Origin of the sequence: Streptomyces sp. 8L (assembly GCF_020176795.1) — a bacterium.
GTDB lineage: Bacteria > Actinomycetota > Actinomycetes > Streptomycetales > Streptomycetaceae > Streptomyces.
Window position 1 is genome coordinate 37836 of record NZ_JAIUKE010000017.1, and the last position, 13606, is coordinate 51441.

Consider the following 13606-nt stretch of genomic DNA (forward strand, 5'->3'; position numbering starts at 1 on the left):
GTGGCACGTTGTACGGGTGGCTGCGGTCGGTTCACATGGGCCGATGGCAGGATGATCCTCCCACAGCGGGTTCGGGACGCCCGCGCCGTAGGATGCCGTTCGTCAACAGAGCAACACGCCAAGTCGGGAGCAGAAGCACACCGTGAGCAGCGAGAACGCAGACGCCGGCCTGGAGAACGACGAGCCGGTGTGGGATGTCGTCGTGGTCGGCGCAGGACCTGGCGGAGCGTCCGCGGCCTACGCCGCCGCGGTCGCGGGCCGCCGGGTGCTGCTTCTGGAGAAGGCGGAGCTGCCCCGCTACAAGACCTGCGGCGGCGGAATCATCGGACCTTCGCGTGACGCACTGCCCCCCGGCTTCGAACTGCCGTTCAAGGACCGGGTCCACGCGGTGACGTTCTCGCTGAACGGCAGGCTGACCCGCACACGCCGCTCCAAGCGGATGCTGTTCGGCCTCATCAACCGCCCCGAGTTCGACGCGAGCCTGGTCGAGTACGCGGAGAAGGCGGGCGCCGTGCTGCGCACGGGGGCCGCGGTCTCCCGCGTCGAGCAGCACGGGCCCGCGGTGCCCGACCGCCGTACGGTCGCCGTGGTGCTCACCAGCGGTGAGACGGTCCTGGCGCACGCGGTCGTCGGCGCCGACGGCAGCGCCAGCCGGATAGGCGCCCATGTCGGTGTGAAGCTGGATCAGGTCGACCTGGGCCTGGAGGCCGAGATCCCGGTGCCGCCCACCGTCGCGGAGGACTGGAAGGGCCGCATCCATCTCGACTGGGGCCCGCTTCCTGGCAGTTACGGCTGGGTGTTCCCCAAGGGGGACACCCTCACCGTCGGCGTGATCTCCGCGCGCGGTGAGGGCGGCGCGACCAAGCGGTATCTGGAGGACTTCGTCGCACGCCTCGGTCTGGCCGGGTTCGAGCCCGCCGTCTCCTCCGGCCACCTCACCCGGTGCCGCAGCGAGGACTCCCCGCTGTCCCGGGGCCGGGTGCTGGTCTGCGGCGACGCCGCCGGCCTCCTGGAGCCGTGGACCCGGGAGGGCATCTCGTTCGCACTGCGCTCGGGCCGTCTCGCGGGGGAGTGGGCGGTTCGGATCGCCGAGGCCCACGACGCGGTGGACGCCCGGCGCCAGGCGCTGAACTACGCGTTCGCCATCAAGGCGGGCCTCGGCGTGGAGATGGCCGTCGGGCGGCGCATGCTCTCCGTCTTCGAGCGCCGCCCCGCCCTGATCCACGGCGCGATCACCTCGATCAGGCCCGCGTGGAACGCGTTCGCCGACATCGTGCGCGGCTCCACCACCCTGGCAGGACTCGTCCGTACGCACCCGCTCGCGCGCCGCGCGCTCAACGTGCTGGACCGCGGGCAGGAGGCGGCGCGCACGACGGACGCCGTGGCGGCGCCCGAGCCCGCGGACGGAGAGACGGCGGCCATCGGGGTGCACGAGACGGACCACAGGAGGGCCGGCTCCCCCGAGTGACGGGCGCCGGTCCCGGGAGGGCCGCCGGGTGGCTCGGCCTCCCGGCCCCGTGCGCACGGCACCCGCGGCCGTCATCGCCGTACTCCCCGCGCCGGACGTCCGTACTCCCCGCGGAGTACGCCCGCGGGCGCCGGACGGCGGACGCCAAGGGCACCGCGCCCGGTCTAGCGTGACCGTATGGAAGCGCAACGCGCCCCGCACCGGGGCAGGGGACCGCGTCGCGGGCACGAGCGCAGGCCGCACGGCCCCGGACGGGTGCCGGGGCACGGACCCGGACGCGGCAGGGGCACCGGGCCGCGGTTCGTGCCCGGCTGGGCGGCCGACGACCTGGGCGTCAGGCTCCCGGTCCGCTCGACGGTGGCGGCCACCGTCCTCGTGCTGGTCGGCACCTCGTTCTCCGCCCACGGCCAGCCGCACCGCACGGGCCTCGACGCGGGTGCGTGGCTGCTGCTCCTCCTCGCGTGCCTGCCGCTGGTGCTGCGGTTCCGCCATCCGGTCACCGTGCTGTACGTGGTTGTCGGCGCGGTCCTCGCCTACGTGGCGGCCGGCTACCCGTACGGGCCCGTCTTCCTGGCCCCCGCCGTCGCCGTGTTCGCCGCCGTCGTCACCGGCCACCGCTACCCCGCATGGGGCGCCGCTGCCGCGCTGTGGACGGGGCACGCCCTCGTCGTGCACTGGCTCTACCGCCGGCTGCCGCCGCCCGGCGGCCCCCCCGCGGGCTGGGCAGGCGAGACGGCGGTGGCCGCCTGGACGCTCGTCCTTCTCGCGCTCTCCGAGCTGCTGCGCGTGCGGCGCGAGCAGTGGACCAGGGAACGCCGGGCGCGTGCGCAGGCGGAGACGCGCCGCAGGGACGAGGAGCGGCTGCGCATCGCGCAGGAGCTGCACGACGTCCTCGCCCACTCCATCTCCGTGGTCAACGTGCAGGCCGGTGTGGGGCTCGCGCTGCTCGACTCCGACCCGGAAGCGGCGCGTACGGCGCTGTCGACGATCAAGACGGCCAGCAAGGAGGCGCTCGGCGAGGTGCGGCAGGTCCTCGACGCGCTGCGGACGCCGGGCGACGCGCCTCGTGCCCCCGCCCCCGGCCTCGACCGGCTGCCGGAACTCGTGGAACAGGCCGCGAGCGCCGGGCTCACGGTCGCGACGGAGGTGGTGGGCACCCCCTTCCGGCTGCCGCCCGGCACGGACCTCGCCGCGTTCCGCCTCGTGCAGGAGGCGCTCACCAACGTCGTACGCCACTCCGGCTCCCGTACCGCCGACGTACGCATCGGCTACCGGCCGGGCGCCGTCGACCTGCGGGTGGACGACGCGGGCCCGGCGACGGGCGCGGACGCGGGCGGCAGCGGCAACGGACTCACCGGCATGCGGGAGCGGGCCGCCGCACTCGGCGGCAGAGTCGAGGCGGGGGAGCGGCCGGACGGCGGCTTCCGGGTGCGTGCCGTCCTGCCCGTGGAGAACCCCGCACGCGACGCGCCGACCGCCCCCGCTCCGCCCCGATGCCCTCAGGAGAGACCGTGATCCGTGTCCTGCTCGCCGACGACCAGTCGCTCGTACGGGCCGGCTTCCGCGCCCTGCTGGACGCGCAGCACGACATCGAGGTGGTCGGGGAGGCCGCCGGCGGTGAGGCCGCCCTGCGCCAGGTGCGCGATGTGCGCCCCGACGTCGTCCTGATGGACATCCGGATGCCGCTGCTCGACGGGCTGGCCGCGACGCGCGCGATCACCGGTGACGCCGTGCTCGACGGCGTGAAGGTCGTCATGCTGACCACCTTCGAACTGGACGAGTACGTCTTCGAGGCCCTTCGCTCCGGCGCCTCGGGCTTCCTCGTCAAGGACACCGAGCCGGACGAACTCCTGCGCGCCGTAAGAGCGGTGGTGGCGGGCGACGCGCTGCTCTCGCCGGGCGTGACCCGCAGGCTGATCGCGGAGTTCGCCTCCCGCTCCAAGACGCCGGTGGACACCGGGAGCCTCGCGAACCTCACCGACCGGGAGCGGGAGGTGATGGCGCTCGTGGGCATCGGCCTGACGAACCAGGAGATCGCGCGCCGCCTGGTGGTCAGCCCCCTCACCGCGAAGACACACGTCAGCCGCACGATGGTGAAGCTCGGGGCGCGGGACCGCGCCCAACTCGTCGTCCTGGCCTACGAGACGGGTCTTGTGCGCCCCGGATGGCTCGGCTGAGGCGGGCCCGCGCCCGCGTGCGTACGCCGCAGCCAGGCCGCCACGGCCTTCAGCAGCCGGGCGACGAACACCGGGGCCGCCGCCCCCTGTCCGGCAAGGGGGTTCAGGTGCGGACAGAGTCCCTGCCCGCGTCGCGGCCCGTGTAGCCGAGGACCGCGGCGAGCGCCGCGAGGACGCTGACCGTGGTGAGTGCGACGGGCATCGACAGCCAGTCGGCGAGGAAGCCGATCGCGGGCGGCCCGGCCAGCATGCCCCCGTAGCCGAGCGTCGAGGCCACGGCGACGCCGTTCGGGCCCGAGAGGGCGCCCGCGCGCCCTATCGCGACGGGGAAGATGTTGGCCAGGCCGAGGCCCATCACCGCGAATCCGGCGAACACCAGCCAGGTGACGGGCGCGAGCGCGCCGACGAGCATGCCGGCCGCCGCCGTCAGGCCGCCGACCACCAGGGTGCCCGTCTGGCCGAAGCGCTCCTGGACGGCTGTGCCCGACAGGCGGCCGATCGTCATCGCGAGCGCGAAGGCCGAGTAGCCGAGGGCCGCGAGGCCCGGCGCCGCACCCAGGTCCTGTGTCAGGTGCAGGGCGCTCCAGTCGGACATCGAGCCCTCCCCGTACGCCGTGCAGCAGGCGATCACACCGAACAGCACCACCACACCGCCCGTCCGGGGCCGCGCGGCCGTCGCGGCGCCCTGGCGGGCGCGACCCGGGGCCGGCCGTGGCGCGGGCGCGGGTCCCGGTGCGGCTGCGGGTGCCGCGGGTTCGGGACCGCGCAGCAGGAACGGCGTCAGCACCGCCGTGGCGACCAGCGCGATCGCCGCGAGGATGCCGAGGTGCACGGCGGGGGAGAGGCTCCCGGCGACGAGCCCGCCGAGTGCCGCGCCGAGCATGCCGCCCAGGCTGTAGACGGCGTGGAAGCTGGAGATGATGGGCCGTCGCAGGGCGGCCACGAGGTCGACGGCGACCGCGTTCATCGCCACGTTCAGACCGCCGTACCCGACTCCGAAGACCACGAGCACCAGGCCCAGTGCGAGCGCGGAGTGGGCCTGGGCGGGCAGGGCGACCGAGAGCGACAACAGCGCCGAGCACCCGGCCGTGACCGGGCGGGCGCCGAAGGCCTTGCACAGCCGTCCGGTCAGCGTCATGGTCACCACGGCGCCGGCCGACACCCCCAGCAGAGCGAGCCCCAGGGCGCTCGCCGAGGCGTCGGCCTGGGCCTTGACGGCCGGGATGCGGACGACCCAGCCCGCGAAGACGAACCCGTCGAGCCCGAAGAACAGGGTCACCGCCACGCGTAGCCGGGATAGATGGCGACGGTGTTCCGCCGCGGCCGGCGCCGGGCCGCGGGCCTCGGGAGCCGCGGGAGGGGGGACGGGCTCTATGGCGTTCGTCACGGGTTTGTTTATATCCGGCACAAAAGCAGCATAGGGACCCTCACGGAAGCCGACAAGGGCCCGACAGACGCAACGGATCATGGGAGACTCGGCGCATGAACGGCAAGGCGGCCCCGATCCGCACGCGGCTGGAGCGCGGCAGGAGCGCACTCGGCCCCGCGCTCGAACTCGTGCACACCGGGCGTGCGCCCACCCGTGCCGTCCTCACCTCCGAGCTGGGCGTCACCCGCGCCACCGCGGGCGCGGTCGCGGCGGAACTGGAGGCGCTCGGCCTGATCAGGGTCGACTCCAGACCCGGCGCGGGTGCCGGGTCGCAGGGCAGGCCCTCGCACCGGCTGTCCGTCGACGAGGCGGGCCCGGTGGCACTGGCCGCGCAGGTGCACTCCGACGGCTTCCGGGTCGCGCTCGTCGGGCTCGGCGGCCGTATCGTCGCCACCGCCGCGGGCCGCGGTGTGGTCGACGCGGACCCCGCCCGGGTGCTCGGCGACGCCGTCGCCGCGGGCGAGGCCCTGCTGCGCGAGGGCGGCAGGCGGTGCGTGGGCGCGGGCCTCGCCGTACCGTCGGCGGTCGCGGAACCCGAGGGCACCGCCCTCAACCCGCTGCACATCGCGTGGCACGCCGGCGCGCCCGTCCAGGAGATCTTCGTGGAGCGGGTGCGGGCCGCGGGACTCGACGGCCCGGTCTTCACCGGCAACGACGTGAACCTCGCGGCACTCGCGGAGCACCGGCACGGCGCGGGACGCGGCGCGGACAACCTGCTGTGCGTCGCCACCGGGCACCGCGGCGTGGGCGGCGCGCTGGTACTGGGCGGCCGCCTGTACACCGGCAACGCGGGGCTCGCGCTGGAGGTGGGGCACCTCACGGTCAACCCCGAGGGCCGCCCCTGCTATTGCGGCGGCCGGGGCTGCCTCGACGTCGAGGCGGACCCGCTCGCCCTCCTCACCGCCGCGGGCCGCGACCCCGGCCCGGAGACGAACCTGCTCCAGCAGGCCGTCGCGCTGCTGCGGACCGAGTACGGCGACCCGGCGGTGCGGTCCGCGGCCGAGCGTCTGATCGACCGTCTCGGTCTCGGCCTCGCGGGCCTGGTGAACATCCTCAGCCCCGACCGCATCATCCTCGGCGGCCTGCACGGCGAACTGCTGGCGGCCGACCCCGACCGGCTGCGCGCCGTCGTCGCCGACCGGAGCCTGTGGGGCCGTAGCAGCAGTGTGCCGGTCCTCGCCTGCGCCCTGGCCCACAACAGCCTGGTGGGCGCGGCCGAGGTCGCCTGGCAGCCGGTGCTGGACGACCCGCTCGGCGCGCTCGCCGCCTGACGGACGGCGGCGGGCGGGGCGCCCGTCCGGCGCCTGCGGTGATCTTCCCGGGCCGGCCGCAGGGGCGGTCGGACGTCACGCACCGTGTTCGCCGCCGGTTGCTCCCTCGGAGTGAAGAATCCGGTCCCTGATCCACGGACGGCCGCCCTCACGGGGCAGCCGCGCACCACGTTCCGCTCACGGTTCCGCTCACGCGACAGGCACGCGGCAGCCCAGGCCGCATCGGTGCAGACACAGACGCTGGCGCTCGCGTAGAGGGAGCCGGGGACGAAGGGCGCCGCTCCGGCGAGCGTGCATGAGCCGCCGGGCGTCCGCGCCGCGCCGCCGCGTACTCCCGGGGAGGTATGCGAGGTGCCGCTGGCCGTACGACGACGGGGGCGCGCCCGCGCGGGAGGCTCGGAGGTGTCGGAAAGGACCGCGGACTCGCGGTGACACCAGGAGTTGAGCCCCATGCACACACTCGCATCGCACGACGGCGGGCCCGGCCCGTTCATCCTCTTCGTCCCGCTCGTCTGGGCCGCCGTATTCGCGGCCGTCTTCACCGTCGTCAGGCGGGCCCGGGGGGCCGGGGGGCCGGGGCGGCTACGACGAGCGGTCCCCGATCGCGATCATCGGCCGCAGGTTCGCCTCCGGCGAGATCGACGAGGACGAGTACTGGCGCAGGCTGTCCGTACTGGACGAGCAGTTCGGCCGGCGGAACGGCAAGAGCGCCGCGCTGTGAGGCGCAGGCGGGGGCCGGACGGTGCTCGGCGCCGCCCGGCCCCCGCCGCGTACGGCCGGGTACGCGCGGCACGAGCCGGCCGGCCCACTTCCCCAGCGGGTACCGGCCGCCCGCTCAGCCCATGACGGCCGACCGGGCCGTGGCATGCCCGTACTCCAGGATCACCGCTTCGAGGTTCGCGGTGTCGAAGGGGCCGTCCGTCGCCGCCCCGTAGACGGGGCAGTGCGACGAGAGCGCCGCGATCGTGCCCTGGGGTGCCGGCAGGGTGAACCACACGCTCTTGCCGCCCGCGCTCTGGCTCACCCCCCAGCTCTGGCTGACCGCCGCGATCAGAGCGAGACCCCGGCCGCAGGTGTCGTAGGTGGCCGCGTCCGTGAGCTTCGGCATGCGCGGGTCGTGGTCACTGACGGAGACCGTGAGGCGGTTGAGCAGCAGCTCGACGTCGACGGTGCACCGCTTGTCCGGCTGGGCGTGCCGGACGACGTTGGTCAGCAGCTCGGTCACTCCGAGTGCCGCGTGGTCGATCAAGGGATCGAGGCGCCAGTTGCGCAATTGCGCCGAGATGATTCTGCGGACCTGTCCGATCCGCGACGGCAGGGCATGGAGCTCCACCGTGCAGTGCCTGCTGTGCTGGCTGGTCACGGCTGCGACTCCCCGAATTGAGGTCCGGAAGAAGCGTGATTCTTGCGCCGGCTGCCGGCTCGCGATCCGGCCGCCGTCGAGGTCCGGCGTGGCTGGTTCGCAGCGTCACCGCCGTTCCACCCTGAGTGAGGTGGCATCAGCCTCACCCCGCAGGGTGGGCGCCGCAACTCGCGGCGGGCCGCGGTCCCGTCGGCGGGCCGTCTTATGGCTACCCAAAGTGAGCGTTTGGCGGAGGGCTGCGGTTCACTTGGGGCATGGCCGAGCACCCCCTTCCTCCCGTCCCGCACACCGCGGCCTCCCGCGCCGACACCCCGGTCGACCGGACCGCGGTGGCCCCCGCACCCGCCTGCCCCCGCTTCCGGGGGACCGAGGACACCGTCGATGTGGACCGCAGCGACCCCGCGTACCGGGAGTGGCTCAAGGAGGCCGTACGCCGGGTGAAGGCGGACGCGAACCGCTCGGCGGACACCCACCTGCTGCGCTTCCCGCTGCCCGACCACTGGGGCATCGACCTGTATCTGAAGGACGAGTCAACCCACCCCACCGGCAGCCTCAAACACCGCCTGGCGCGCTCGCTGTTCCTCTACGGGCTCTGCAACGGCTGGATTCGGCCCGGCCGTCCCGTCATCGAGGCGTCCAGTGGCTCGACCGCCGTCTCCGAGGCCTACTTCGCGAAGCTGATCGGTGTGCCGTTCATCGCCGTCATGCCCCGCACCACCAGCGCCGAGAAGTGCCGGCTGATCGAATTCCAGGGCGGCAGCTGCCACTTCGTGGACGACCCGCGGACCGTGTACGAGCAGGCGGCACACCTCGCCGCGACCGGCGGGGGGCACTACATGGACCAGTTCACCTACGCGGAACGCGCCACGGACTGGCGCGGCAACAACAACATCGCGGAGTCGATCTACGAGCAACTCCGTCTGGAGCGCTACCCGGAACCCACGTGGATCGTCGCGACCGCCGGTACCGGCGGCACCTCGGCCACCATCGCGCGCTACGCGCACTACATGCAGTACGACACCCGGGTGTGCGTGCCCGACCCGGAGAACTCCTGCTTCTTCGACGGCTGGACGCACGGCGACACCGACGCGTGCAGCGATCGGGGCTCCCGCATCGAAGGCATCGGCAGACCCCGGATGGAGCCGAGCTTCATCACCGGGGCGATCGACCGCATGATGAAGGTGCCCGACGCGGCGACCGTGGCGGCGGTCCGCGTCCTGGAGCGGCTGGCCGGCCGGCGGGCGGGCGGCTCCACGGGCACCGGCCTGTGGAGCGCGCTGCGGATCGTCGCCGAGATGATCGAACGCGGTCAGCGCGGCAGCGTCGTCACGCTGATCTGCGACGGGGGCGACCGCTATCTCGACAAGTACTACTCGGACGCCTGGCTCGCGGCGCAGGGTCTGGACATCGGCCCCTACACGGCGACGCTGGACCACTTCCTGCTGCACGGCACCTGGCCCGGCGGAGCGGGCGCCTGACCGCCGCCGTCCGCCCGCCCGCGCCCGGCGTCGCGCCGTCCGCCCGCGTCGCGCCGGCCGTCCTCTCGCGCCCCGCGTCGCGCGGGCCGCGCCTCGCCGCTCAGCGCCTCGGCAGGCTCAGCCGACGGTCCAGGGCGCGCATCGAGACGCGGAAGTTGCGGGCGAGCGCGGGGCGGGCCGCCCGTACGAGCGCCCGGTACAGCGCCGCGCCGTCCGTCGCGACCGTCCAGCGCACCCGCGTCCCCGGCGCGGCGGCCACGAGACGCCAGTCCTCGATGAGCGCGGACATCCCCGGGGCGTTGGTGCGGTCCGTGCGGTACGCGTAGTGCGTGGTGGGGCGCGCCGCGAGCACCGTCTCCCAGAACTGCCCGCCGCCCGTCAGCCGCACCTGCCTGCCCTCGGGCGTCCTGGCCACCGCGACCAGACCGGAGAACCAGTCGGGCCAGTCCTCAGCGCGGTCCGCCAGCTCCCGGTACACGACCTCGGGGGACGCGCCGAGCGCGGCGCCGAACGTGAGGCGTACGGGCGCCGACTCCACGAAATCCAGTTCCACCGGGTGTATTCGTCGGACCACGGCCCCTCACATCCCACCGGTCGGACGGCCCGGGCGCGCGGCCCGGCGACCGGGCGGCGCCCCTCAAGAGAGGGGTTCCACCGAACCGACCCCTTGAAGCGTGCCGCCGGTCGCCAGTCGCGCCGACAGCTCCACCGCGCCGCCCCGGGGAGCCCGTACCGCCAGGGTCGTCGCCCCGGCGTGCGCCCGCACCGCGCCCGTCGCGGTGATCGCGGTGACGGCGCGGCTTCCCGCGGCCAGCAGGTACGGGTGGCCCGCCGCCGACCTCCAGCGCAGCCCCGCCACCACGTTCTGGCCGAACCTGCTGCACAGGGCCGTGTTCTCCGCCTTCGCAACGAACGTGCCCCGGGCCGAGGCCGTCGAAGAGGGGCCCTGGAACTGCACCATGACCCGGCCGGGGCCGCTCCAGGTGTCGGCGCGCGAGCACACCCAGGTCGCCCGCCCGCCGTGCTCGGGCAGACTCTGCTCGGCGAACGCCCAGTTGTTCACGGCCTTGACGCCCGAGCCGCGCAGTTCGGGCAGGGCACAGGCGGTGCGGGCCCAGCTGGTGAGCGCGGGCCCCGACGTCGCTTCCCGCGGCTGCCGCGCGGGCGCGCCCGGCCCCGGCGGCGGCGTGTAGGTGAGATGGGCGGGGGAGAGGCCCCCGAGGTCGGTGAGGAGGAACGCGTGCTTCTCCGCGATCTTCTCCGACGACCGCAGCTGGAGCACCGGCCACGAGCCGCAGGAGGCGCCCGCCGCCGGGTCGGCCACCGGGTCCGTGACCCCGTCCGCCGCCACACGCACGGTCCGCGCCCGGGTGTCGGGACGCAGCAGATCCCTGCCTGCGGTCTTAGCGACCCAGGGCGCCAGCAGATACCGCACCGAGCCGGGCGAGCGGCTCACCACGAGCGCCGCGTCCGTCGTCACGTCCCCGTCGTCGGCCCGCGACACGTCGAGCGCCGCGGCGCCGCCCCCGCCGGATACGGGCTCCGCGTAGCGCGCCACCCGGCCCCCGTCGTACAGCAGCACCACGGCGGCCCCGTCCGTGTCGCCCGCGAACAGCAACCGCGGGGACCGGTCGGGGGGCGCCGTGTCCGTACCCGGCGCCGCCGTCACCGCGACCCGGCGGTCCGGCGCGGCGCGCCCGCCCCACGCGGCCAGCGCCCGGCCGATCAGGGCCGTGTCGTGCGCGCGTCCACCGCGGGCCGGCCACACCGTGAAGTCCATCCGGGACGAGTCCGACCAGTCGCCGGCCGGTGCTCGGACCACCCGCCGCGGGTCGAGCGCGCCTGCGGCAGCCGCGCTGCCCGCGGGGCCCGCCGCGACGACCGCGGGATCGCCGGGCCGCGCGTCCGACAGGGCCGCCGACACCAAGGCGCCCCCCAGGGTGACGGCCACCGCGATCCTTCCCAGCCTCCTGTGCTGTCGGCGGCGCAGCAGGTCCGCCGGCCGGGTCTGCACCGTGCAGGGGTCGAACTCCGCGGCGGTGAGCAGCTCCTCGGCCCTGCCCTCCTGCCCGGCCGCGAGGCGGTCCGCCGTGCGCAGCGCCTCGTCCGGCGCGTCCGCGCCGGCGTCGGCGAGCAGCGCGAGCACCTCGGACGGCGGCAGCCGTTCCAGCACCCGCAGGGCGAGCGCGGCCCGTGCCGCCGCGTCGACCGCCGACAGGGCGCGGTCCAGGCCGAGTTCGTCCGTACCGCCCGCGCGCGGGAACAGCCTGAGGCCCGCCACGAACGGCAGTCCGCCGCCCACGGCCCGCAGCGCCGCCCCGCGCAGCGGCGAGCGCCGCTCGTGGGCCAGCGCCGCCGCGAGGACCTCCTCGCGCACCCAGGCGTAGGCCCGCTCCCGCCCGATCCGGACGGTGCCCCGGGCGCGTGGCAGGGAGCGCTGGACGGTGCGGTGCGCGGCCAGCACCCGGCGATGCCTGCCGAGGGCGGGCGGCAGGGTCAGATAGGCCAGGCGGACCAGGCGCGGATAGTGCTCGACGAGGACGGCCTCCGCCTCGTCGGTGCCGGGGGCGGTGCCCGCGAGGGCCGGGTCGGTGCGCTGTGTCGGCATCGGGGGCTGTGCCTTCCGCAAGTGCAGTGCTGCTGGTGCCACTCGGAGGGCCCAACGAAGCCGCTGGTGCCGCTCGGAGGGCCCAACGAAGGGATCATGCGAAGGTCGCACAAGGGAGAGCGGGGACGTCAGTTCGGCCGTGTACCAAAAGGGTGGGGCGTCGGCCGCGAAGCGGGCCTCAGCGCCGGTCCGTCCGCAGAAGGTGGTCGACCTCGCGGCCGAACATCAGCCGCCCCGCGTCCGCCGTCACCCCGTCGAAGAGCCGCGGCAGCGCGGCGACCCGGACCTCCTCGAGCCAGGTCACCCGGGTCTTCCCGGCTTCCGCGCGCACCCGGATCTCCGCCCAGCCCGTGACGACCCTGCCGCGCTTCTCCAGCCGGCAGCGGCCCGCCCGCCCCTCGGCCGGCGGCTGCCACACCACGATCTCCATCGGATCGTCGAACCCGGCGGGCCCGAGTCCCGTACGGGCCACGATCACCGTGCCCGTCCTGGTGGGTCCCGGCGTCCGTACCGACATCCGGGTCAGCGGCACCCGGGCCGCGTGCGAGGGCCAGTCCGTCATCCGCCGCCAGGCCTCCCCGACGCCCAGCGCCGGCGTGCGCTCCACCCGGAAGGCCGTCATCCGGTCTCCGGCCCCTCGCCCGGACCCCCCGCGACCACCAGGCCCGAGAGCCGCTCGGCGATCTCCTCGCGCGCCGGGCGGGACAGGCCCGCGTCCGTCACCAGTGTGTCGACCTGGTCCAGCGTCGCGAACGAACTGAGCCCCACCGTGCCCCACTTGGTGTGGTCCGCGACCACCACCACGCGCCGGGCCGCCTGGACGAAGTGCCGGTTGGTCTCGGCCTCCGCGAGGTTCGGCGTCGAGAGCCCCGCCTCCACCGAGATGCCGTGCACCCCGAGGAACAGCACGTCGAAGTGGAGCGAGCGGATCGCCTGGTCGGCGACCGGCCCCACCAGCGAGTCCGACGGCGTCCGCACCCCGCCCGTCAGCACGACCGTCGCGGCCCCCGCCCGGTGGCCGCCGAGCGGCGTCGCCGGCTGAGCCGCGTGGAAGACGTCCGCGACGCGCACCGAGTTCGTCACCACCGTCAGATCCGGCACGTCCACCAGGTGCTGCGCCAGCGCGTACGTCGTCGTGCCGCCGGACAGCGCGATCGCGCTGCCGGGCACCACGAACTCGGCCGCCGTCCGCGCGATGTCCTCCTTCGCGGTCAGCTCCAGCGCCGACTTGGCCTCGAACCCCGGCTCGTGGGTGCTCGCGTCGGCGACCGGCACCGCACCGCCGTGCACCTTCGCCACCACGCCCTGGCGGGCCAGGATGTCGAGGTCCCGTCGGACCGTCATGTCCGAGACGCGGAGCGTACGTGTGAGCTCGTTGACGCGGACCCCGCCGCGCCTGCGTACCTCGTCCAGAATCAGCGCGCGGCGCTGTTCGGCGAGGAGGTTCCGGCTGTCGCTCACCGCCCGGCTCCGTCCTTCCCCTTCGGTCCCGTCTCCGCCCGGTTCCCGGGGCGGCGCGCGGCGCTCTGCCGCCCCGTCGCCCGGGGTTGTCGCGGATCTGCAACATCCTCGCACGTGCCGGCCGGTGTGGGACGGCGGGCAGCGGGAAACCATTTCGCGCGGGCGGAGGATTTTCCGTGGATACCGGGCCGAGGCGGCGCGTGATTGGTGATGCTTGGGCCGACAAGGCGCTCCGAGGCCCCCACCCGGGCCGTCCGCGCGCCCGGTTCCGGCCGTCCGCGAGGACGCGGGACCGCCGCGCCACGTCGGCCGTCCGCCCTGCCGTTCGTCCCCTTCCGCACCGCTCTCCCG

At 75.0% G+C, this 13606-nt stretch carries 11 protein-coding genes and 1 pseudogene; 6 read left to right on the forward strand and 6 right to left on the reverse strand.

Annotated features, from left to right (window positions below):
* The first annotated feature begins 142 nt into the window (after positions 1-142).
* The 3 genes from LCE31_RS02570 to LCE31_RS02580 all read left to right on the forward strand — a co-directional run bounded on the left by LCE31_RS02570 (position 143) and on the right by LCE31_RS02580 (position 3645).
* A complete protein-coding gene (locus LCE31_RS02570; protein ID WP_225012277.1) occupies positions 143-1468 on the forward strand; it encodes a geranylgeranyl reductase family protein in 1326 nt (441 codons plus the stop codon).
* A 177-nt stretch (positions 1469-1645) separates the two neighbouring features.
* Positions 1646-2983 (forward strand): sensor histidine kinase, encoded by a 1338-nt coding sequence (locus LCE31_RS02575; protein WP_225012278.1) that lies wholly within the window; start codon positions 1646-1648, stop codon positions 2981-2983.
* Entirely contained in the window at positions 2980-3645 is a 666-nt protein-coding gene (locus LCE31_RS02580; RefSeq protein ID WP_225012279.1) for a response regulator transcription factor, read from the forward strand. Before LCE31_RS02575 ends, LCE31_RS02580 begins: the two co-directional genes overlap by 4 nt.
* Positions 3646-3748: 103 nt before the next feature.
* On the opposite strand, the gene LCE31_RS02585 is transcribed toward LCE31_RS02580, so the two are convergent.
* Positions 3749-5053 (reverse strand): MFS transporter, encoded by a 1305-nt coding sequence (locus LCE31_RS02585; RefSeq protein ID WP_374118383.1) that lies wholly within the window; start codon positions 5051-5053, stop codon positions 3749-3751.
* Between the two features lie 74 nt (positions 5054-5127).
* Here LCE31_RS02585 and LCE31_RS02590 point away from each other — a divergent pair, with 74 nt between their 5' ends.
* Together LCE31_RS02590 and LCE31_RS02595 are read left to right on the forward strand one after the other, a co-directional pair.
* Positions 5128-6345: an ROK family protein gene (locus LCE31_RS02590; RefSeq protein WP_225012281.1), complete on the forward strand. Its 1218-nt coding sequence runs from the start codon at positions 5128-5130 to the stop codon at positions 6343-6345.
* A 450-nt stretch (positions 6346-6795) separates the two neighbouring features.
* A pseudogene (locus LCE31_RS02595) lies at positions 6796-7066 on the forward strand (SHOCT domain-containing protein).
* Positions 7067-7180: 114 nt separating this feature from the next.
* Here the strand turns inward: LCE31_RS02595 and LCE31_RS02600 are convergent.
* Entirely contained in the window at positions 7181-7708 is a 528-nt protein-coding gene (locus tag LCE31_RS02600; protein WP_225012282.1) for an ATP-binding protein, read from the reverse strand.
* 254 nt (positions 7709-7962) lie between these two features.
* Between LCE31_RS02600 and LCE31_RS02605 the strand changes: the two genes are divergently transcribed.
* Positions 7963-9186, forward strand: a complete 1224-nt coding sequence (locus LCE31_RS02605; RefSeq protein ID WP_225012283.1) for a PLP-dependent cysteine synthase family protein — start codon at positions 7963-7965, stop codon at positions 9184-9186.
* A gap of 100 nt (positions 9187-9286) precedes the next feature.
* On the opposite strand, the gene LCE31_RS02610 is transcribed toward LCE31_RS02605, so the two are convergent.
* The 4 genes from LCE31_RS02610 to LCE31_RS02625 form a co-directional block, all read right to left on the reverse strand.
* The gene (locus LCE31_RS02610) at positions 9287-9760 is read right to left on the reverse strand and encodes an SRPBCC family protein (protein ID WP_225012284.1); all 474 of its coding nucleotides are present in this window, start codon (positions 9758-9760) and stop codon (positions 9287-9289) included.
* 63 nt (positions 9761-9823) lie between these two features.
* Complete coding sequence (locus LCE31_RS02615) at positions 9824-11794, reverse strand: hypothetical protein (protein ID WP_225012285.1); 1971 nt, start codon at positions 11792-11794, stop codon at positions 9824-9826.
* 178 nt (positions 11795-11972) lie between these two features.
* Complete coding sequence (locus tag LCE31_RS02620; RefSeq protein ID WP_225012286.1) at positions 11973-12416, reverse strand: SRPBCC family protein; 444 nt, start codon at positions 12414-12416, stop codon at positions 11973-11975.
* A complete protein-coding gene (locus LCE31_RS02625; RefSeq protein ID WP_225012287.1) occupies positions 12413-13255 on the reverse strand; it encodes a DeoR/GlpR family DNA-binding transcription regulator in 843 nt (280 codons plus the stop codon). The genes LCE31_RS02620 and LCE31_RS02625 overlap by 4 nt, the downstream gene beginning before the upstream one ends.
* Positions 13256-13606 lie beyond the last annotated feature (351 nt).